Origin of the sequence: Aquimarina sp. MMG016 (genome assembly GCF_018100805.1) — a bacterium.
In the GTDB taxonomy this organism is placed as follows: Bacteria; Bacteroidota; Bacteroidia; order Flavobacteriales; family Flavobacteriaceae; genus Aquimarina.
Genome location: NZ_JAGJEA010000010.1, coordinates 73140 through 95212, shown reverse-complemented (window position 1 = coordinate 95212; position 22073 = coordinate 73140). Strand labels below are relative to the sequence as shown.

21 protein-coding genes are annotated in these 22073 nt (G+C 32.0%); 8 read left to right on the top strand and 13 right to left on the bottom strand.

What is annotated here, in order from left to right; genetic code table 11:
• Positions 1 to 140: 140 nt before the first annotated feature.
• Both J8M14_RS17205 and J8M14_RS17200 read right to left on the bottom strand, forming a co-directional pair.
• Positions 141 to 2057 carry an endonuclease gene (locus tag J8M14_RS17205; protein WP_211076052.1) on the bottom strand — a complete coding sequence of 639 codons (1917 nt, stop codon included), beginning with the start codon at positions 2055 to 2057 and terminating at the stop codon, positions 141 to 143.
• Positions 2058 to 2080: 23 nt separating this feature from the next.
• Positions 2081 to 3292: a methyltransferase domain-containing protein gene (locus tag J8M14_RS17200; protein WP_211076051.1), complete on the bottom strand. Its 1212-nt coding sequence runs from the start codon at positions 3290 to 3292 to the stop codon at positions 2081 to 2083.
• 76 nt (positions 3293 to 3368) lie between these two features.
• Between J8M14_RS17200 and J8M14_RS17195 the strand changes: the two genes are divergently transcribed.
• Positions 3369 to 4445, top strand: a complete 1077-nt coding sequence (locus J8M14_RS17195; protein ID WP_211076050.1) for an oxidoreductase — start codon at positions 3369 to 3371, stop codon at positions 4443 to 4445.
• A 42-nt stretch (positions 4446 to 4487) separates the two neighbouring features.
• Here the strand turns inward: J8M14_RS17195 and J8M14_RS17190 are convergent, their stop codons facing one another.
• The 7 genes from J8M14_RS17190 to J8M14_RS17160 form a co-directional block, all read right to left on the bottom strand.
• Positions 4488 to 4934, bottom strand: coding sequence for a sensor of ECF-type sigma factor (locus tag J8M14_RS17190; protein WP_211076049.1), 447 nt, complete (start codon positions 4932 to 4934; stop codon positions 4488 to 4490).
• Positions 4935 to 4944: 10 nt separating this feature from the next.
• Entirely contained in the window at positions 4945 to 5463 is a 519-nt protein-coding gene (locus J8M14_RS17185) for a hypothetical protein (RefSeq protein WP_211076048.1), read from the bottom strand.
• A 31-nt stretch (positions 5464 to 5494) separates the two neighbouring features.
• Positions 5495 to 6040, bottom strand: a complete 546-nt coding sequence (locus tag J8M14_RS17180) for an RNA polymerase sigma factor (protein ID WP_211076047.1) — start codon at positions 6038 to 6040, stop codon at positions 5495 to 5497.
• A gap of 1566 nt (positions 6041 to 7606) precedes the next feature.
• Positions 7607 to 9334, bottom strand: a complete 1728-nt coding sequence (locus tag J8M14_RS17175; RefSeq protein WP_211076046.1) for a phospho-sugar mutase — start codon at positions 9332 to 9334, stop codon at positions 7607 to 7609.
• 119 nt (positions 9335 to 9453) lie between these two features.
• Positions 9454 to 10398, bottom strand: coding sequence for a glycosyltransferase family 2 protein (locus J8M14_RS17170; protein ID WP_211076045.1), 945 nt, complete (start codon positions 10396 to 10398; stop codon positions 9454 to 9456).
• Positions 10399 to 10404: 6 nt separating this feature from the next.
• The gene (locus J8M14_RS17165) at positions 10405 to 10929 is read right to left on the bottom strand and encodes a DUF4199 domain-containing protein (RefSeq protein ID WP_211076044.1); all 525 of its coding nucleotides are present in this window, start codon (positions 10927 to 10929) and stop codon (positions 10405 to 10407) included.
• A 106-nt stretch (positions 10930 to 11035) separates the two neighbouring features.
• Positions 11036 to 11539, bottom strand: a complete 504-nt coding sequence (locus J8M14_RS17160; RefSeq protein WP_211076043.1) for a DUF4199 domain-containing protein — start codon at positions 11537 to 11539, stop codon at positions 11036 to 11038.
• 321 nt (positions 11540 to 11860) lie between these two features.
• Between J8M14_RS17160 and J8M14_RS17155 the strand changes: the two genes are divergently transcribed.
• The 3 genes from J8M14_RS17155 to J8M14_RS17145 all read left to right on the top strand — a co-directional run bounded on the left by J8M14_RS17155 (position 11861) and on the right by J8M14_RS17145 (position 14010).
• A complete protein-coding gene (locus J8M14_RS17155) occupies positions 11861 to 12337 on the top strand; it encodes a hypothetical protein (RefSeq protein ID WP_211076042.1) in 477 nt (158 codons plus the stop codon).
• A 139-nt stretch (positions 12338 to 12476) separates the two neighbouring features.
• Positions 12477 to 12728: a type B 50S ribosomal protein L31 gene (locus tag J8M14_RS17150; RefSeq protein ID WP_211076041.1), complete on the top strand. Its 252-nt coding sequence runs from the start codon at positions 12477 to 12479 to the stop codon at positions 12726 to 12728.
• 106 nt (positions 12729 to 12834) lie between these two features.
• Positions 12835 to 14010, top strand: coding sequence for a GlmU family protein (locus J8M14_RS17145; protein WP_211076040.1), 1176 nt, complete (start codon positions 12835 to 12837; stop codon positions 14008 to 14010).
• Between the two features lie 93 nt (positions 14011 to 14103).
• On the opposite strand, the gene J8M14_RS17140 is transcribed toward J8M14_RS17145, so the two are convergent.
• Together J8M14_RS17140 and J8M14_RS17135 are read right to left on the bottom strand one after the other, a co-directional pair.
• A complete protein-coding gene (locus tag J8M14_RS17140) occupies positions 14104 to 15195 on the bottom strand; it encodes a hypothetical protein (RefSeq protein WP_211076039.1) in 1092 nt (363 codons plus the stop codon).
• A gap of 128 nt (positions 15196 to 15323) precedes the next feature.
• A complete protein-coding gene (locus tag J8M14_RS17135; RefSeq protein ID WP_247672684.1) occupies positions 15324 to 16955 on the bottom strand; it encodes an ABC transporter substrate-binding protein in 1632 nt (543 codons plus the stop codon).
• Positions 16956 to 17059: 104 nt separating this feature from the next.
• Between J8M14_RS17135 and mtaB the strand changes: the two genes are divergently transcribed.
• Positions 17060 to 18370, top strand: a complete 1311-nt coding sequence (gene mtaB, locus J8M14_RS17130; RefSeq protein WP_211076038.1) for a tRNA (N(6)-L-threonylcarbamoyladenosine(37)-C(2))-methylthiotransferase MtaB — start codon at positions 17060 to 17062, stop codon at positions 18368 to 18370.
• 79 nt (positions 18371 to 18449) lie between these two features.
• Here mtaB and J8M14_RS17125 read toward each other — a convergent pair whose 3' ends face one another.
• Positions 18450 to 18752 (bottom strand): N-acetyltransferase, encoded by a 303-nt coding sequence (locus tag J8M14_RS17125; RefSeq protein WP_211076114.1) that lies wholly within the window; start codon positions 18750 to 18752, stop codon positions 18450 to 18452.
• Between the two features lie 226 nt (positions 18753 to 18978).
• Between J8M14_RS17125 and J8M14_RS17120 the strand changes: the two genes are divergently transcribed.
• The 3 genes from J8M14_RS17120 (at position 18979) to J8M14_RS17110 (ending at position 21138) form a co-directional block, all read left to right on the top strand.
• Entirely contained in the window at positions 18979 to 19707 is a 729-nt protein-coding gene (locus J8M14_RS17120; RefSeq protein ID WP_348772856.1) for an alpha/beta hydrolase, read from the top strand.
• Between the two features lie 64 nt (positions 19708 to 19771).
• On the top strand, positions 19772 to 20719 hold the full coding sequence (locus tag J8M14_RS17115) for a lytic transglycosylase domain-containing protein (protein ID WP_211076112.1): 948 nt from the start codon (positions 19772 to 19774) through the stop codon (positions 20717 to 20719).
• Positions 20720 to 20769: 50 nt separating this feature from the next.
• Positions 20770 to 21138, top strand: a complete 369-nt coding sequence (locus J8M14_RS17110; protein ID WP_211076037.1) for a sulfite exporter TauE/SafE family protein — start codon at positions 20770 to 20772, stop codon at positions 21136 to 21138.
• Positions 21139 to 21143: 5 nt separating this feature from the next.
• Here the strand turns inward: J8M14_RS17110 and J8M14_RS17105 are convergent, their stop codons facing one another.
• Positions 21144 to 22010, bottom strand: a complete 867-nt coding sequence (locus J8M14_RS17105; RefSeq protein ID WP_211076036.1) for a redoxin domain-containing protein — start codon at positions 22008 to 22010, stop codon at positions 21144 to 21146.
• Between the last annotated feature and the right edge of the window lie 63 nt (positions 22011 to 22073).

Here is a 22073-nt window from a genome sequence, read left to right as displayed (position 1 = left end):
TTTGGATAATTGTGTTGTGTTGAACAAGCAGCAAATTTACTATTTTTCTATATAATATTTGATATAAATCAATAGTAGAATACTAGAGTTATTCACTGAATTTTGAACAATAAAAAAGCGACCGAAGCCGCTTTTATAATTTATTTAATGATTACTTTTCTAAGTATGCTTTTTTGTGGAGTTGATAATTCGAGAAGTAACATCCCTTTTGGTAAATCAACTAACATTGTGTTTTCTTTTGTAGGTGAGATATCAGTAATCAATATTAACTTTCCTGTAATATCAAACAACCTAACTTCTATGTTTTCAGTAACATTTTTTGCATTAATAAATATGGTTCCGTTAGATGGGTTAGGGTAGATGGAGAATGACTCTTCTGATATATCAGGAGTAGATAATACTGAAGCATCAATTATTTTAAAACTATCTACAGTCCATCGAGTGGGCGATCCATTTGAATAATATTTGAAAGCAAAATGTACTGTTCCTGAAATACTACTTATATCAATATTTTCGAAGAAAACTTCCTTTTCTACACTATTAGATATGTCTGTAGGAATTGTAATATTAGGGACATTGATCCATGTTGCAGCGGTAGGATCTCCTGTACCAGAATAATTATTTGAGTATACTAATTCTAATATGGTTGAACCAAAACGATAATCTAAATAAAAACTTAGTAATTCTGTGCCAGAAGCATCAAAATCAAAGCTATTAGTAGTTATTAGCCAATCTCTACTAGCTACATCTTCTAGAAAACCATTCATCTGATAAGCTCCAGAGTTATTTTGTCCAAACGAAGTTTCACATGTCCAACTTTTATCACTGGCTTCGTCATATGCTGTGAAATTGGCTGATACTGTAGCACAATTTTCAAAATTTTCCTCGATAATAATATTATTGATTAATGTAGTTCCATTTACTGAAGTACTTAGAGTAGAAGTATTCCCAGATGTATCTCTTGCCAAAACAGAAAATGAGTAGGTAGTTTCTGGAGTCAGACTAACAACGGTTGTAGAATTAGAAGTAGTGGTAGCATTGTAAACTCCATCTACATAAATATCATAGTTGAGTACTTCTACATTGTCAGTGGAAGATGTCCAAGAAACATCAATAGAGGTAGAGGCTTCATTAGAAACTATAATATTGCTAGGGACTGTAGGAGCTTCAGTATCAGGAGGTGTTGCCGTCCATATCATTTCTACATATTCGGGATGATTGATAAATGGATTCGCGTTACCCTGAAAGTTATATGATGCATCATTTCTATCTAATTCTTTTTGAGATACAGGGTCTGCATTATGCCAGGAAATCAAAAGATTGATAAACCAGCTCTCATAAAATTGATCTGTAGATCCATCCATTGGATTATTTGTAGCTGTATGTGGATCCCAAGTTCCGCTACCATCTGTAGGAGCGTTAACAGCTTCATCTTCATATCTAGTTGCAAAATATAGTAAACATCTTGCAATATCACCTTTGAACTCATCAATAGGTTCGAAGACAGTCCCTACATAGCCAGGAAAAGTATTACTCCCAAGTTTTGAGCCGTTGTCTGATGTTTCTGTAGCAGTGGTAACTTCTCCAAATGGGAAGTTACTTCTAAGACCATTAACATATCCATCAGAAGGAATTACATGATGAACATCTGTTCTCATTGGATTTATACTGTTGAAAAAACCTTGAGGAAATAAATGTTCTCTATTATAACAATCTCCTTCCATGCTAAATCCAGAACCTCCACAAGCATCCCCAGGATCTGTACCCCCATTAGTATCGTGGGCATAATTATATGAATCTACTCCTGCAGGATTTTCAGAATACATATCCAAAACTGAATTGTCATTTTCAAAATAAGTATCATTGTCTGTTGTTTGATAGGCAGTATACAATGCTCCGTAACCTTGATCGACATGACCGGTAGAGATAATGTTTTTTAATTCAGTCTTTAATGTATATCCGGTCAATCCATCAGCTGAATCGTAGTAGTTGGCTGGTACTTGAGCAAGGCCAATAAAACTAGTTAAAAATAATAATGTGAGTAGTTGAGTTTTCATTTTAAATACAATTTTCCTTTTAGTTATAGTTTACGTTCCAATTTTGCCATATAAAATCCATCAAAACCGGATTCATGTGACAGTATTTTTTTGTCTTTTGTAAAAGTAAAATTCTTACCGATCTCTGAGGTTAAGAAATCTTTAACTTGATTTTGATTCTCAGAAGGTAAAATAGAGCAAGTAGCATATACCAGTTTTCCTCCTGGTTTTACCATTTTTGCATAACTTTCTAATATTTCGGCTTGTGTTTTTCTAATGGTATCCAGAAATTCTGGTTGAAGTTTCCATTTAGCATCAGGGTTACGACGTAAAACGCCTAAACCGCTGCATGGAGCATCTATTAGTACTCTATCAGCTTTGCCATATAGTTTTTTTATATCCTTTGTGCTTTCTATTACTCTTGGTTCGATATTATGTGCACCAGCTCTTCTAGCTCTTCTTTTAAGTTCTTTGAGTTTATTGCCATAGATATCCATAGCAATAATTTGTCCTTTGTTTTGCATTAATGCAGCTAGATGTAGTGTTTTTCCACCGGCACCGGCACAGGTGTCCACAACTCGTTGGCCAGGTTGAACATCCAAAAACTCTGCAACTAGTTGAGAAGAACCATCTTGCACTTCGAATAAACCATTTTTGAATGCTTCCGTAGAAAATACATTTGCTCTTTCTGTTAGTTGAAGAGCATCAGGATACCCTTTTACAAATTCTGTATCTATATTTTCGTCTTCGAGTAGACCTCTAACTTTATCTCTCGTACTTTTTAATGTATTGGCGCGTAGCACAACAGGGGCTTGTTGGTTTAAAGCGCTAATCTCTTTATCCCATTGTTTCTTGAGCTCTTTTTCGCCAAGATCATCCATCCAATCAGGAATTGATTCTCTGAACTTTCTAATTTTGCTCAATTCATCAAACTTGCCTTTGATACGTCTAGTAGGAGTAGGAGCAATTTGTTTCCAATCTGGCAGTATGATTCCTCTTAAGGTTGCCCATACCGCGAATAGCCGCCATAGTTTTTCTCTGGAGAAAGGTTCTTTTACTTCTGCAATTTCTGCATAAAGACGTTTCCAGCGTACAATTTCATATACTGTTTCTGCTATGAAACTGCGATCTCGAGACCCCCATCTTTTATCTCTTTTTAATAATTTTTGAACAACCTTATCTGCATAATCACCTTCATTAAATATCTCATGTAGTCCATCAATTACCGCAAAAACCAGATTTCTATGTAAACGCATCCTATTAATTTTTAAAGGAGTGCAAAGGTAATTTATTGTTATAAAATACTGCTATATTTGATCAAAATTATTAAGAATGAGGATATTCTATATCGTATTTGTGATTTCATTTTTTGTTTCTTGTACTAAAGAAAAAGTAATTGAGCATAATTTTTCTAAGGTTAAGGTTGATACCATTTTTCAGGACTCTATTAGTATTAGAGCGATAGCGGTTGATGAAAATTTGATGATATATACAGGTACTAATGGTAAATATGGTTATTTTGAATTTAATAAAGATTTTAAAAATGGAAATCCATTGTACTCATTTTTTACTAAGAAGAAAAAAGGGATTCTCAATTTTGAAGATAAAAAACCAAGTTTTAGGGCAGTAGCAAATACTGAAACAGATTTTTTTGTAATGAGTATAGAATCACCTGCATTGTTATATAAAATTAATAAACAGTCAGGAAAGGTGAAATTAGTATATACCGAAAAGCATGAGAAGGCATTTTATGACTCAATGGCTTTTTGGAATGATAGAGAAGGTATTGCTATGGGCGATCCTACTGAAGGTTGTTTATCAATTATTATTACTAGAGATGGAGGAGAGCGTTGGAATAAGGTTTCCTGTGATAACTTACCCAAAACTATTGAAGGAGAAGCTGCATTTGCAGCGAGCAATGGTAATATTTCTATAATTGGTAATAAGGCTTGGATTGTAACAGGAGGTTTGAAATCCAGGGTTTTTTATTCTGCTGATAAAGGAAATACATGGGAGGTTTTTGAAACTCCGATTATTCAAGGAACACCAACATCAGGAGCATATTCTGTTGATTTTTATGACGAAGTTAATGGAGTCATATTTGGAGGAGATTATACAAAACCAGATAGTAATTCTGCCAATAAAGTAATTACTAATGATGGAGGAAAAACCTGGAAGTTAATAGCTGATGGAGTTACACCGGGGTATAAGAGTTGTATTAGATATATTCCTCATTCCGGAGCTAAAGAAATGATAGCTGTTGGGTTTACAGGAATTTCCATCTCTAATGATTATGGAGAACATTGGAAGGAGTTAAGTAAAGAATCGTTTTATACCTTGAGGTTTATTAATGATAGTACTGCTATTGCAGCAGGTAAAAATAGAATTGCAAAACTAGTATTTAAATAAAAAAAAGAGGCTTTTTGATAAGCCTCTTTTACGGTGATTTAATTAGTACTTTCGCATTCGTCTTTCTCGTAATTGTTGCATAAGACGTTTATTAAAATCTGTTTCCGCTTTTATGAGTTTTAGTATCTTTTTATTTGATAAAACTTTTTGTAAGTCAATAATTAGTTTCTTTCTCGATTGTGCTTTTTTATCTTCGGCATCCAGATAATTATCTAAAAAATCTCCAGCTTGCTTATCACTTAATCCATCAGGACCGTTATTAGCGTCTTTTAGAGATCTTATAAGTTTACGTTCTTCTTTCTTAAGATTTTCGACTGTTTCCTGGTGTTCATTATAAATAGGCCAGAATTGTTGAGCTTCTTTACTGCTTAAATCTAATTGTTCTGTAATATAAGCAACCTTAAAAGCTTTTACCTTTTCTCTTTGCCCTTTTTGAGCATAAATCTGAAGAGTAAAAGTGATACATATAAGTAATAGTATATTTTTCATAAAGTTCATTTTATTCACTAAATATAATTTCATCATCTAAATCTTCATCAGATAAGTATTCTAAAAGAGCATCATCACTAATAGATTTTTCTTCAAAGGGACTTAAGTAATTTACCTCTTCCTCTAATAAAGAAGCTATTTCTATACTACTAAGTTCAATATTTCCTTCATCATAATATGCCTGAATATCTGCAATTGCAAGGGTATTGAAATCAAGAGAATCCGATTGTTTGGTAACGACTACTGAGAATATAATAGCTATCATTGCAGCAATACCAGAGAAATAAAAAATATTTCGCTTAGAAAACAAAGAAATTACCTTACCCTTTGGTTTTTCATTACTTATCTTTTGAAACAAACCATCCTCTAAAGATTCGAAATAGTCATCAGGAACTTTGAAACCAGTTTCAGAAGTATTTTTTGACATATCAGCATCTATGTGATTCATTAATTTCTTTTCGAAATTATCAAAGTAACCTTCAGGTATTTTAAACCCATTATCGTTTGTATGTAAATTATCTTTTTTCACTACTAATAGGACTTGTCAAATGTAAAAAGGTTTAATTAGATTTTAAAAATTCTTCAATTTTTTTAGAAGCTAAATGATAAGAAGCTTTTAGAGCCCCTTCGCTAGTTTCTAATATCTCTGAGATTTCTTTGTATTTTAACTCCTGAAAATACTTCATATTAAATACTTGCTGTTGTTTTTGAGGAAGGGTAGCAATTGCTTTTTGAAGTTTCAATTGTATTTCATCTCCTTCATAATATACGTCGGCTTCCAGGTTTTGGATCAATCGCATACTTAGTTCTTCATTACTTATTTTATATTTCTTTGCTTTTTGATTCAGAAAAGTAATGGATTCATTGGTTGCAATACGGTACAACCAGGAATATAGTTTACTATCACCTTTAAATTTTTTTATATTCTTATACACTTTTATAAATACATTTTGTAAGATATCATCAGTGTCTTCATGGTTTTTTACCATATTTCTGATATGCCAATACAAGCGCTCCTTATATATTGATACAAGTTTGCTGAAAGCAATATTGATATTATCATCAGATTGCAAATCCTTAAGTAAGTACTCTTCTGTTATTTTCAAAAGCTAAAAAGTATTATTTAGAGTTAGAAAATGTTTTCTTCATATGGATTAGACTAATGTAATTAAAAAAGGTTTAATTAAGAGGAAAAAATATGTGCAAATGACTTATTTGTAAGAATATTGTAGGAATAAATGTTAAAAATAAGATTAAAAACAATATATTTTAGATAAAAAGCAATATTTATTTGGTGGATTAAAAAAAAATGGTATCTTTACATCGTAATAATGAGTTAGCGCTTTCATTTCCCCCAAGATGAAAGTTTTTAATAAAAGTGAGTTTTAATTTTAGAATAAGCCCCTAAATTAAGATGATTTGTGTGAAGAAAAAGAGTGCGAAAGCGCTCTTTTTTATTTTTATAATACTTTCCGAAACATAAATATAAATAATTATTAAGTAAGAAAAAGACTACATAAATATAATTTATTTATATTTTATTATTGTTAAAATATTATTTTTAACGATAAAATGCAGTTTTTGCTTTGAGAATTGAAAAATTGTAGTATCTTTACATCGTGAAAATGAGTTTGTACTTTCATTCTCCCCAAGATGAAAGTTTTTTAAAAGTTGAATTTTAATTTTAGTTAAGCCCTAAAAATTAAGATGATTTGTGTGAAGAAAAAGAGTGCGGAGGCACTCTTTTTTGTTTATACTGTTTCTAGGTTTACTGCAGGGAATTTTTAGTTGAGTGAAATTATAAATCTAAATATTTGTAAGTTTTTTACTACAATATTTAGTTTAAAAACGTTTTTTTAATGATTAAATGCTTTTTTTTTAGATAAAAAACGATTTTTATTTGGTTTATTAAAAATATATAGTATCTTTACATCGTAATAATGAGTTAGCGCTTTCATTTCCCCAAGATGAAAGTTTTTAATAAAAGTGAGTTTTAATTTTAGAATAAGCCCCTAAATTAAGATGATTTGTGTGAAGAAAGAGAGTGCGAAAGCACTCTTTTTTATTTTACATTATTGTGTCAGATGTAAGTTTTGTATTACTAAGTATTTATTTTTGTTGTTTTTTAATGGTAAAAAACATTTTTTTTCGATAAAGTACTTAAAAAGCCTTGTTGAGTTTAAAAATAGTAGTATCTTTACACCGTAATAATGAGTTAACTCTTTCATTTTCCCCAAAATGAAAGTTTTTAATAAAAGTGAGTTTTAATTTTAGAATAAGCCCTTAAATTAAAATGATTTGTGTGAAGAAAAAGAGTGCGAAAGCGCTCTTTTTTGTTTATAATATGTTGATTTGCATACTAATTAGTATGCAGATATTTAGTTGAATTACTTAGTTATTTGTTGGACTTACTTCAATATCTAGCAGGGATTTTGGTTTAACCGACGTATTGATTACAGGTATCTCTGTCCTTGGGGCGACTTTTAATTTTAACACATGGTATTATGTCGACTATTTCTGAGTTTTATAGGGCTTTTGTGTTATAGATTACTTTATTTCACTTTTAAGAAGTTTGTTATATAAAATCCTAAACAATCTTTATTTGGATAAAAGAGTTTTGTTAATATTTGAATTATCAAATTAATTCTAGTAATAAAAGTTCTACAATGTATTTATACTAGTTTTAGATCTTTTTTAATTAAGATTATCTTCTTATCCAATAATTCATTGATTGTTTCAAAATTTATAACAGATTTTAATGGTTCTTGTACACTGATGTAGAATTTTATTTTTGGTTCAGTACCACTTGGTCTGGCTGCAATTTTACTTCCTAATTCTGTATAGAATATTAAAACGTTGGATTTAGGAATATCAATTGTAGACTCTGTATGATCTTGAAGATTTTTGGCAATGCTGGTTTGGTAATCCTCTATTAATACTATTTGTTCTCCATTTAATTCTTTTGGAGGGTTCTCTCTAAGATCTATCATAGTTTGTTTGATCTCAGCTGCTCCATCAATGCCTTTCTTGACTAGAGAAACCAGATTTTCTTTATAAAAACCGTGATCTGTATATAATTCTATGAGTTTATTATAAAAAGAACTTTTATTTGCTTTGGTATACGCAACAATTTCGCAGGCCAATAGGGTAGAGGTTACTGCGTCTTTATCTCTAACAAAATCTCCAACCATAAACCCAAAACTTTCTTCACCTCCTCCGATAAAATGTTTTTCTGGGAAATCTTTGATCAACTTTGCAATCCATTTAAAGCCTGTAAGAACCTCTTTATATTCTACATTATAAGCTTCTGATAGAGTTTTCATCATAGGTGTAGAAACTATTGTAGAAGCTATAAATTCATTGCCGTTAAGGCCTTTTTTGGTTTTGTAATATTCTAAAAGAAACCAAGTCATCACAATCATGGTCTGGTTTCCATTTAATAATTGTAGTTCTCCCTTATTATTTCGAACCGCAATTCCTAATCGATCGCAATCCGGATCTGTTCCAATAACAATATCGGCATTTACCTCTTTAGCAAGTTCCATTGCCATTGCTAAGGCTTCCGGTTCCTCAGGGTTTGGTGATTTTACAGTTGGAAAATTACCATCTGGTTCTGCCTGTTCTTTTACGATATGAACATTAGTATACCCGGCTTTTTCTAAGGTTTCCGGTACTGCAGTGATTGATGTTCCATGTAATGATGTGAAAACGATAGTCGTATTATCTTTGGCTTCCTGAGTAGCTGCAAAGCTTCCGTTTTTTACACTTTGTTCAATAAAAACTGTATCAATTTCTTTATCAATATATTGTATCAGTTCTGAATTTGTTTCGAATTTGACATCAGCATATTGTAATGAATTTATTTCTGCAATAATTTCCCCATCTTGTGGCGGTACTAATTGTCCACCATCTTGCCAATATACTTTATAACCATTATACTCGGGGGGGTTATGACTAGCGGTTAATACAATACCACAATGACAATCCAATTCTTTTACCGCAAATGATAATTCCGGGGTAGGACGTAGGCTGGAAAAAAGAAAAACTTTAATTCCGTTAGCAGAAAATACATCGGCCACTATTTTGGCAAGTGTATCACTATTATTTCTGCAATCATAAGCAATTACAGCTTTTGGCTGTTCTTCTGAGAATTGTTTAAGAAGATAATTACTTAGTCCTTGAGTACTTTTTCCTAAGGTATATTTATTAATTCTGTTAGTGCCTACACCCATTACACCGCGCATACCTCCGGTACCAAATTCTAAGTCTTTATAAAAACTTTCTTTTAGATCTTCTGGACTACTTTGTAACTTTTGAATTTCTTTTTGGGTATCCTGATCAAAAACTGGTGTTAACCATTCTTCTACTTTATTTTTTATACTAGAATCTGTGATTTGCATGCGCGTGATTTTAACTACAAAAATAATATATTTTCAATATTGATTGTAGATATATGATATTAACTTTATTGAAAATACTAGTTCAGATATATTGAAGGGTTTAATCAAAATCCAGAATACTATTCTATAGTTTCAGCTATATTGTATCTTTCCTTATTACGTTTGCTGGTTAAAATAATTTCACCAAGAAATCCTGCAAGAAAAAACTGAGTCCCTAAGATCATGGAAGTTAGTGCTATATAGAATTCAGGACGCTCCGCAATTAATCGTCCTTTTATTTCTATGAACAATTTATCAATTCCCAGGTATAATGAAAAACCTAAGCCCACTATAAATAAAATGGTTCCAATTAATCCAAAAAAATGCATCGGTCTTTTACCAAAACGAGACATAAACCATATGGTTACTAAATCAAGGAAACCATTAATAAATCGGCTCATTCCGAATTTGGTTTTACCATATTTACGAGCTTGATGCAGAACCACTTTCTCCCCAATCTTAGAAAAACCTGCATTTTTAGCTAGGACAGGAATATACCGATGCATCTCTCCGTGTACATCTATATTTTTAACGACAAGGTTTTTATAAGCTTTTAACCCACAATTAAAGTCGTGTAATTTTACTCCGGAAGTTCTTCGTGCAGCTGCGTTAAATAGTTTTGACGGAAGGTTTTTGGCAATAACAGAATCATATCGCTTCTTTTTCCAACCGGAAATCAGATCAAAACCTCCTTTAGTAATAAGATCATACATCTCTGGGATTTCTTCTGGATTATCCTGCAGATCGGCATCCATAGTGATAATAACATCTCCCTGAGCAGCTTTAAAACCGGCATGTAATGCTTGAGATTTACCAAAGTTTTTAAGAAAACGAATTCCTTTTACGTTTTGATCTGTTTGAGATAGTTCTTTGATCGTATCCCAAGATCCGTCATCACTACCATCATCAATAAATAAGATTTCATAAGAAAAGGAATTGGATTGCATAACTTTTGCAATCCAATTATATAATTCATTAAGCGATTCCTGCTCATTGAGCAGTGGTATGACAACAGATATATTCATATAATATTAAAATAAATCCTTCTTCTTTTGAATAATTAACCCTCCAATTAATGAAATGATAAACCCAAAGAAAAGGTTACCAATTAATGCAAAAGCAGAAATAATATATGGAGATGTGAATTTTGCAGCCATTTCGATACTTTGATTCAATTGTTCTTCTGGCATATCCGGAAAACGTTCGATCATTTGGGTACGCTGAGCTTCTGTTATCTGGTTAACCATATCCGGTTCAATAACATTCATGAGTAGAATTGTCCATATGACTCCTACGATTCCTCCAATTAACGAAATACCTACTCCAATTTTTAAAGCTTCTCCCAGAGTAATGTATCCTTCATTAGCTTTTTTAAAGGCAGTTAATCCATACATAATGGTTCCTATCAATATTACAAAACCAATTAGAGAGTGTACCCAATTCTGCTCTGTATAGCTATTAGTAACGTATATTACAACTCCAAGTCCTACGGATAAAATTCCAAGAAGCAATCCATAATTTATAATATGTTTTTTTGATGAAGCAGTATTTTCCATAATTAATGATATTTTGGTTAGTTATAAACCATAAGTACACAAATGTACCAAATTGTTACACTTGTTTGTTAAAAAAGAAAATTAAATAGAAAAAGGAGATTTTAGGTTATTCAAATGGATCCTTGTTTTTCTGCATAATAGCACCTGCAAAAAGTGCGATAATAGTCCCTAATACTAAATTAAAAACTAAACCAAAAATATTAATTAGATAGTTGTTCTCTTTGTTTGCAGTTTTGTTAGATTCTTGTAATTCTTTTGCTGGTAGCTTATCTGTCGAATTAATAATTTCTTGGATGGTTTCTGGAGAAACTACTTTTACCAAAAAAATATCCCAAGTTGTTTGCATAACGACGCTGATTAAAACAATTCCAAATCCTACTTTTAATGCTTGCCATAAGGTTAAAAAACCATCATTTTTGGATTTGTATTTATAAATACTATAAAATATAAACCCTATATACAGAGATAATTCAAAAATAGAAAACCCCCAATGTATTGTAGTTCCATTATCTGTTATATGGCGAAGAAAACCATAAATAACCCAAATAAAACCAAGAATTACTCCATAGGTTAGGATATGTTTTTTGGTAGAAATAGTAGTTTCAGCCATGTATAAATATATTTTTTGGTTGTAATTAAACCATAAGTATACAAATATAAAAAAATGTTACAGTTGTCAAAAAAAATAGCATTTTATCGGGATAATTCATGTTTTTATCGTATATTTAACAAAATTTTACGGTTTTTCCGTAAGACTTATATGGTCTAAGGCATCATAAAATATGGGGATTTACTCAATTTGGGTAGTAGTGGTTAAAATGTTGGAATATTGTGATTTAGGAGTAAGTTTCTTTAAAAAATAAATTTTAAAATTAGTGTTGAAACACCCCAATTTTTAAAATTGTATAACATATAACTAAAAAAATCACGCATGAAAAAATTATTACTTTTATTATCTATTATAACCTTTGTAGGTTTGTCATCCTGTTCTAAGGATGAAGACGTTGGAATCTCTCAGGAAGAAAAGGAATTTCTTGTTAAGAAAACTTTAATTGAGTTGAATAAAAGTGTCATTAAAACAGGCAAGTTCGAACAATTTCAAAAGTCCTTACTTCAAAAAACTGCTACCGATAACCTAAATGGATCAGATATAGAAGCTTTGTTTTTGGAGTTTTTAGGAGATCAATCACAAACCTTTTTGGATTTATATTATCAACTCGAGGCTATGAATATGACAGGTGAAGAATTTACTCGTATTGCGGATCAGTATGAATATCTAATATTAGGTGTAGGAAGTAATCTTCAGAAGAGGTCATCTGATTGTAGTATCAGTAGCCTTGCTTGTTCCATTTGGGATTGGTTCAGACGAGCCCAAGAAGTAGCTAATGATGAAGGTGTTAAGCAGTGATGAACTCTTATATGGATTTTACTAACATTATAATTATTTATAGAATACTTAAATAAAATGTATTTCTTTATTTCTAAATGTTTTGTAATTAAAAAATAAGTCTTAAATTTGCACCTCGAAAAACGAAAAGATTAATACGATGAGAAAAGGTATTCACCCAGAAAATTATAGATTAGTAGCTTTTAAAGATATGTCAAATGACGAAGTGTTTTTAACTAAGTCTACTGCGAATACTAAAGAGACTATCGATGTTGATGGTGTTGAGTATCCGTTAGTGAAGTTGGAAATTTCTAGAGCTTCTCATCCATTTTACACTGGTAAATCAAAACTTATCGATACTGCAGGACGTATCGACAAGTTTAAAAATAAATATGCTAAATTCAAAAAGTAATTTGGTATTAAGATTTTAATCTAAAGCCTTTCTTTACGGAAAGGCTTTTTTGTTATTACTACTTACTGTACTTTTGAACCAAATCACAAAATATAATAATAGGGCTATGAATTATATTCTTTTTGATGGAGTTTCACGTGACTCATTATTACCGTTTACATATACCAGACCGGTTGCTGAAATCCGCATAGGAATTCTAACAATACGAGAAAAGTGGGAAAAATATTTAGGATCTACAACATCTACGGTTACAGAAGATTATCTGAGTGAAAAGTTTCCGATGGTAGAGTTAGAAGAAAATGTGATGCTCAATGCATCATACCTACCTACTGCTAATCTTGTAGAGATGGTAAAAAACTTACAGCCGGAGCAAGCGGTTTTTTATCAGGATGAACCTATCGCATTTTATGTAAAAGAAGGACAAGAAGTTGATTTTGATACCTATGATGTTATTCAATATGACTATGATGTTTTTAATGTGAAAAATACCTGGGATATTTTTTCAAAAAATGAACGAGCTATCCAAGAAGATTTTGAACTATTGACTAAAGGTAGGAAAAGCCAAGCTATTCCGGATAGTAATAACATCATAGCTGCAGAAAATATTTTCCTTGAAGAAGGTGCTAAACTGGAGTTTGTAACGCTTAATGCTAGTGGTGGCCCTATATATATTGGTAAGGATGCAGAAATCATGGAGGGGAGTATTATTAGAGGGCCGTTTGTGCTGTGTGATTACGCAACTATAAAAATGGGAGCCAAAATCTATGGCGGAACTACTGTGGGCCCATATTCTAAGGTAGGAGGAGAGGTGAATAACTCAGTGATTTTTGGGTGTTCTAATAAAGGTCACGATGGTTTTTTGGGTAACTCGGTATTAGGTGAATGGTGTAATCTTGGCGCGGATACTAATACTTCCAACCTAAAAAACAACTATGCTCCTGTACGTTTATGGAGTTATGAAACCCAAGGTTTTGCTAAGACCGGATTACAATTCTGTGGTCTAATGATGGGTGATCATTCTAAATGTGGAATCAATACGATGTTTAATACAGGAACTGTTATTGGAGTGAATGCAAATATTTTTGGTAGTGGTTTTCCTCGTAATTTTGTGCCAAGTTATAGTTGGGGAGGAAGTGGTGGTTTTACCACATATCTAACCAAAAAAGCTTTTGAAGTAGCTAAAGTGGTAATGTCTCGAAGAAATATAGAATTCACAGAACAGGATGAAAAGATTCTGGAACACGTTTTTGAAGAAACCAAGGAGTGGAGAAAGAGTTATTAGTGGTAAAATAAAAACATCACCTATTGTTTAATAATAGGTGATGTTGTATTAATTTAGGTTAAGATTTTTTTAGTACGCAATTGGTTTTAGAGTTTATTTGGTAAAATGATATTCTGTAACATTAGTAAAATCATAATCCAAACCACTAATTACTAGACTAGAACCATTAAGTAAAGAGAATCCACTCATTTGATGTAGTTCTCCAAACTCTTCGGTATAACTATCTTCAAAATTATCATCAAAGTAAAAAGTTGTGTTTTCAAATTCTATGAGGATTATCTCTTCTTTTTCTTCATTATAGGCCCAATATCCTTTAGATGTTTCTTTGGAACCGAACTCATCATTTACAGTTTCATTTACTATTGTGCATGTAGATATGCTTTGATCAAAGATGAAGCTTTGTTTTTGAAATTGAAAATCATTTATCACGTATGTACCATCTGCATTTAACTCTAACTTTATTTCAGTCGAAGCATAGCACCATCCTTTATCTTCTGGAACAATTAATGTTTCTTGGTTATTACAATTTATAAAGCCTGGACTTTCACAAAAATTAATTTCTCCTACTGGAGTTGTTATTCCGTTAGCGACTTGCTTGGTATAGTTCCAAGTACCAATCAAATTAGGATTTCCTCCCCAAGCTTCAACTTCTACACAGATTTCTTCAGCTGGACTAATATTTCCTTCTTCATCATAGATACATATTACATAGCAGAATCGACCTGCTGTAACACTATCTTCAAAATCAACATCGATTTCTATATCTCCATCATTATTTTTGTTCGAAACCTTTCTTTTCTTATGATTTGATTTAGAAGATTTTACTCCTACCGGTACATCCCAGTAATCAGGTGCGAGTGTTCCGTCCTCATTTTTTATCTGTATATATGATCCTGCGTAGTTAGTTGGAGCATTTAATAAAATGCTGAAACCATTCTTTTGAAAAGCAGATTGCTCCTCTTTATTAATCGTAAAAGATAAACTCCCATTAGAAGAAGGAGCATTTCCAGTTATTCTTGATCCACCATCAATAATTAGATTTTTAGATATTTCTGTTGGATCTAAAAATACTTCTTCTGAAGGATCAATATTGACAGGAGTTAATCCAATTGCAGAATCATCATCTCCACAGGATAAAATTGTTAAAAAAACAGATGCTGTTAGGCATAGTATAACTTTTTTCATAGGATTTGGGTTAATTATAAAATGTTAGTATGCTGTTATAAGAATTAACGGCGAATATAGGGAAATAATCGATTAAAAGACGTTAATAGACGACGAAGTGTGTTAATTTTTTGAAATAACTAAAAAAATCACTTTACTTTCTCCTTCCAAACACGTTTTAGGATCAAGAAATTCTGAGGATTATTAGTTAGTCCTCTTACATTTTTTTGAGTAAATCGAACCACTTCATCATAATATAAAGGAACAATAGGAGCGTGAGCTACAATAATTGAATCCATTTTTGCATACTGTTTTTCACGTAATTTAGTATCCTTTATCAGAAAACTTTCTTCATAAAGCTGATCAAAAACTTCATTTGAAAAGTGAGTATAGTTTGGTCCGTTAGGAGTGTGGTTTTTACTGTAATATGGAGACAGAAAATTTTCTGCATCGGGATAATCGGCTATCCAACTAGCTCTAAAAGTATCTAACTCACCGCCCCATTTCTTCTTACGTATTGTAGCCGGTGCCATAACATCCACAATAATATTGAGTCCAACTTTTTCCAACTCTCGCTGGATAAATTCACAGATACTTTGATAGTTACCATCTGTGGCAATTCTTAGTGTAGGGTTTGAATTTCCTGTTTCTTTAATATATTGCTTAATTAGTTTTCTAGATTTCTCGGGGTTATAGTCATAACCGGGTATATTGTCAAAACCAGGTAAACCTTTCGGGATGAACCCGTTTATAGCTGGTGTTCCGATTCCATTTTTGAGATACGTAATCATTTTCTCTCTATCAAAACCGTGATTTACGGCCTTTCTAAGTAATATTGACTTTACTTCTTCTGTATCTCCATCAAGATAAAATCCCAGATACTCTGAGTTTAAATAAGGTCCTTTAGAAATATTTATTCGATCTTTATATTGTTCTCTTAGTTTTCCGGTTGGTGTAAGTAGCTCATCTTTGTAGGATGCATCCAGACTGTTGAGTAGATCAATATTACCTTTAGCAAATTGTAAAAATTCACTTTGTTTCTCCGGTAAAAAAGTAATAGCAACAGCTTCTAGATAGGGTAATTGCTTTCCTTTTTCATCTTTTTCAAAGTAAAGTTCGTTTCTAAGAAATACTAATTTTACATTCTCTTCCCATAATTTGAATTTAAAAGGTCCTGTACCTATAGGGTTTGATCTGAAACCATTTCCGTAAAATTCAACAACTTCTTTTGGAACAACAGAGCAGTAACGCATACTCATTAGTCCTAAAAAAGCTGGTAAGGGCTTTTTTAATTTAATCCTGAATATTGTGTCATTCTTGGCTTCATATACCTGAACATTTTTTAGTACCCAATTTCCGGGAGAAGCAACTTTTGGATCAATAAGTCTATCAAAGCTATATTTAAAATCTTCTGCAGTTACTATTCGGGTACTGTCCTTTGTTTTGAATTGTGAGTGTTTATGAAACTTTACGTCATTTCTAAGAAAAAAAGTATAGGTAAGATTGTCTTCAGAAATATCCCAGTATTTTGCAATATCAGGCTGTACGTGTAAAGAATCGTCTAATTGCACTAATCCGTTAAATAACTGGTTTGCAGACCATATATTGGCTACATTTCTTGCAAAGGCGGGGTCTAGTGAGCTAATATTATCAAATTGATTATATCTAAATACCTGATGGTCTCTATCTTCTTTTGAGGAGCTTCCGCAGGATAAGAAGCAAAGAATGGTGTAAGCAGCTGTTAAATAATGAATTATGTGTAAGGGTCTAACGAATTTCAATTTTAGTAAACGAATTATTGTTGGTATATTTGCAGCCTTAAAAATTTACTCTGCATCTGCTCAATCTTTTTGAGCTATTGTTATGGGTAAATATAATGAGTTTTATGAGAAAAAAGGTTGCTTTTTATACGCTTGGTTGTAAACTGAATTTTTCGGAGACATCTACTATTGCCCGAAATTTTAAAGATGAAGGTTTTGACCGTGTAGATTTTTCTGAAAATGCTGACATATATGTGATCAATACGTGTTCTGTTACAGAAAATGCTGATAAAAGGTTTAAAACCATTGTAAAACAAGCTCAAAAAATAAACTCGGAGGCTTTTGTGGCTGCCGTGGGTTGCTATGCACAGCTGAAACCTGAAGAATTAGCGGCTGTAGATGGGGTAGATCTTGTATTAGGAGCCACAGAGAAATTTAAAATTACAGACTACATTAACGACCTTTCTAAGAATGATTTTGGAGAAGTACATTCTTGCGAGATCGAAGAAGCTGATTTTTATGTGGGTAGTTATTCTATAGGAGATCGTACACGTGCTTTTTTGAAGGTTCAGGATGGATGTGATTACAAATGTACGTATTGTACAATTCCTTTGGCTAGAGGGATTTCACGAAGTGATACTTTAGAGAATGTATTAAAAAATGCTAAAGAAATCTCTGAACAAGATATTAAAGAGATTGTACTCACTGGTGTTAATATAGGTGATTATGGCAAAGGGGAGTTCGGGAATAAAAAACACGAACATACTTTTTTTGAATTAGTACAAGCTCTGGATCAGGTTGATGGTATTGAGAGATTACGTATTTCTTCTATAGAACCTAATTTGTTGAAGAACGAAACCATTGATTTTGTATCGCAATCCAGAACATTTGTGCCACATTTTCATATCCCACTACAATCCGGGAGTGATGAGATATTAAAACTGATGAGACGCAGGTATCTTAGTGGATTATATGTGGATCGTGTTAAAAAAATAAAAGAGGTAATGCCTCATGCATGTATCGGAGTTGATGTTATCGTAGGATTTCCTGGTGAAACAGATGATCATTTCTTAGATACTTATAATTTTTTATCTGAATTGGATATTTCTTACTTGCACGTTTTTACGTATTCTGAGAGAGACAATACCGTTGCGGCTGAATTAGAAGGTGTTATTCCAGCTGATGTAAGAAAGAAAAGAAGCAAAATGCTTCGTGGGTTATCTGTAAAGAAGAGAAGAGCTTTTTATGAAAGTCAATTAGGGACAGAAAGAACGGTTTTATTCGAATCTGAAAATAAGGAAGGTTATATCCATGGATTTACTGAAAATTATGTCAAAGTAAAAATGCCTTGGAATCCTTCTTATGTAAACACGCTTCGCAAAGTAAGACTTACGGAGATTGATGAAGATGGAATGGTGAGGTTTGATTTATTGTAACAAAACACTTAACTAATTAAGATAACACATAAAAAAATCTGCACTAAGGCAGATTTTTTTATACGATTCTGTTAGGAAGCTATAAATTAATCCCTACAGGAAGAAGATCTTTGTATTTTCTTCTATTTTTTCTCATAAACTTTGCAATAATAGGGCTTGTGGGTACTAACCTAATATTGCGCTCTTCGATGATATTGAATACTGCAACTATAAAATCTTCTGCATGTCCTTTTTCGAGTAGTTCATCACTCATAATAAGTTTAGTTAAGAAGATTTTTCTTTCTTGTTGAGAATACTCAATTTTTGCTTTTTGACCTTCAATAGTAGTTTCGAACTGTCTTAGAAATTCATTGTCAATCACTTCTAATCCGACATCACTTATGTTCTCCATATTATTTTATCAAGTGTTTATGTTAATACTTTTGTTGGGTATATCCCCAACTTATTTCACTTTTTTGAGATAAAAACTCAAAAACTAACTTCAGTGTAATGATTAAAAAAATCACACTATTATATTACTAACTAAGATTTGTTAGTATAAAATTCCCTTTTTACAATTATTTAATATAGAATTTCCTTTCAAGTGAAATGGGAATACTATAATTTTGATGCGCAAAGATAACAAATTTAAAGCTTTAAACTCAATATTCACTGTTAAAATACCTATGTCGCAGGAAGTTAGCCATGTTTATTTTGTACCAGGAATGGCAGCAGATGTTTCCATTTTTGAGTATATAAAATTACCTGAAGAAAAATTTGAGACACACTTGATTCCCTGGAAAATTCCTGAGAAGAATGAATCCATTGAAGATTATGCAAAACGTATGTGTAATGAGGTACAACACGATAACTGCGTTTTGATTGGTGTTTCTTTTGGAGGAGTAATGGTACAGGAGATGAGTAAATATCTTAATGTAAGGAAGCTAATTATCGTTTCTAGTGTTAAGAATAGATTTGAGCTTCCGAAACGAATGAAAATTGCGAGAAAAACCAAGTTCTATAAGCTTCTTCCTACTTCTGTAGTTTCTAAAATTGATAATTGGGAAAAATTAGCTTTTGGAGATTTTGCAAAAAAAAGAGCAGCAATGTATCAGCGTTATCTGTCTATTAATGACAAAAGATATTTGGATTGGGCTATAGAAAATATGGTGTGTTGGGATCAGGAAGAAACTTTAGAAGGATTAGTTCATATTCATGGAGATAAAGACATTGTTTTTCCGATATCAAATATTAAAAACTGTATCACTATTGAGAAAGGAACCCATGTAATGATCATCAATAGAGCAAGATGGTTTAATAAACATTTACCTCAAATAATAGAGGATAACTTGCATTAGTCTAACTTTTTACGTTATATTGTAACAATAAAGTTTTATTCCCCCAAATAAAATCTACTTAATGATGAAGATGATAAGAAAAGTATTGGTTGTATTAGGTGTATTATTCACCTTTGGAATATTGATAAATGCAACTCAGGAAGATCCTGTAAAATCCTTAGTTCAAGAATCCCTTGAAGAAAAATTGATAAACGACTATAACGTTTATGCAATTCCTATGCCTGATAATTTAAATTTTTCAGGAGAATTGGTTCCTATAGAAAATCCTGATATTAGAGAACGTATGGACAGAGAGCTTTTGGTTAATACCTATTGGCAATCTAATGGTTTGTTACTTTTTAAACGAGCAAACAAATATTTCCCTATTATAGAACCTATTCTTGAAGAGGAAGGTGTTCCTAATGATTTTAAGTATTTAGCAGTAATCGAAAGCAGTTTAACCCAAGCAGTTTCTCCAGCTAGAGCTACCGGTTTTTGGCAAATACTAAAGGGAACTGCAAAAGAATATGGTTTAGAGGTAAATGCTAATGTTGACGAAAGATATCATATAGAAAAATCTACTAGAGTAGCTTGTAAATACCTGAAAAAAGCCAAAGAACGTTTTGGTTCTTGGACTCTGGCAGCAGCGGCGTATAATGCAGGTAGTGCTGGGGTTAATAGAAGATTAGAAAAGCAAAATGTAAAAACATATTACGATTTGCTATTAGGTGAAGAGACAGGTAGATATGTGTTTAGGATTGTAGCGGTTAAAGAGATTTTAAGCAACCCAAAACGATATGGTTTTAATTTTAAGAATGAAGATTTATATGGACATATTCCTACATTTAATGTTTTGGTAGATGAACCAGTAACAGATTTTACGGAGTTTGCCAATCAATATGGAATCAATTACAAGATTTTGAAACTTCATAACCCTTGGCTTAGAGAAGCTCATCTTAATAATGCTGCGGGAAAAGAATATCTTATCAAGATACCTAGAGAAGGGTATTACAAAACTACTGTTGGACAATAGTATTTTATAATAGATTTTTTGGTTAAGTTAGCTGCTAAAATCTTTTTAGCATGAATACTTCTGTACTTATCTCATTAATCTTAATTGGGTTATTAGCTGGTTTTTTTAGTGGAACTCTTGGGATAGGAGGTAGTGTGGTTATGATACCATTGTTGATACTTTGGGTAAATTTTTCACAGCATGAAGCTCAGGGTACTAGTTTAGCCGTATTAGCAGTTCCTGTTACATTATTGGCAGCATATAACTATTATCAAGAAGGTTATGTGAATTGGAAATACGCCGCGATAATTGCGGTTACCTTTATTATTGGAGGGTATTTAGGAAGTAAATTGGCAATTTCAATAAACCAAGTGCTACTCAAAAAAATCTTTGGTGGGGTATTGTTACTAGTAGCTTTGAAAATGATTTTCGGAAAATAAGTATGCTATAGTTTTCTCTTTCTGGTTCTTTTTTTCTTTTTCGAGTTGTTTATAGAATCTTTTTTCTTTTCCTGACGATACCTTTCATATTCTTCATCAATTCTTCTTTCTTCTTCTGTTCTACCGTCTTCATCAACTTCTTCTTCCTCTAATGGATTAGTCAATTCTTCTGGTGTTTCAGTATCTCCTGCTAATAGCCCTTTAGCATCTAGATCTGCAATAAGAAGAGAGACACCTTTGGACAATGAATTAAAATGAATGTTGTAAGAATTACTAAAAGTTTCTGTAGAGTGATGTGTAACAACTTTTTGAATATCAAGAAGTTTTTTCTCTTCGTCAATAAAATAAGTCATAGGAAACCCTAATGCGTGCTTAAGTTTATTGATGATATAAGAATCCTGATTTGTTCTTTCATCTACATATACTAATTGAACATTTTCGCTATATTCTTTTGCTTTTCCTTTTAGGTTTTCTTTAGAGTCCCAAAATAAGAATACAAAATCTATTTGATCATGAAATCTATCTGCCAGATCATTAAAAGCAGGAATCATTCCATCACCTGGCATACACCACGAAGCAAAAGACACTAAGAACATGTGTTTTTCAAAATCTCGTAACGGAATAGGATCACCCTTTAAAGGATTAACCGTAAAGTTGTCTACATAAGTTCCTTTAAGATGGTTATTCACTAAAGAATCAAAAAGAAATTGACCTCGTTCTATATCATTTTCTCTATACGCTTCATCAATCTTTTGATTATATTTCACAATATGAGCTGAAATGGCAACAGAGAAAGGTATTCTAACTTCTTCCTGAGAAAATGTATGGGTAAAGTGTAAAAAGAGTATTCCTAAAACTAATAATTTCTTCATTATAGATCAATTACAATAGCTAATGTACTATAAAGTCTTTAAAAAAATGTTTTTTGCTTCAAA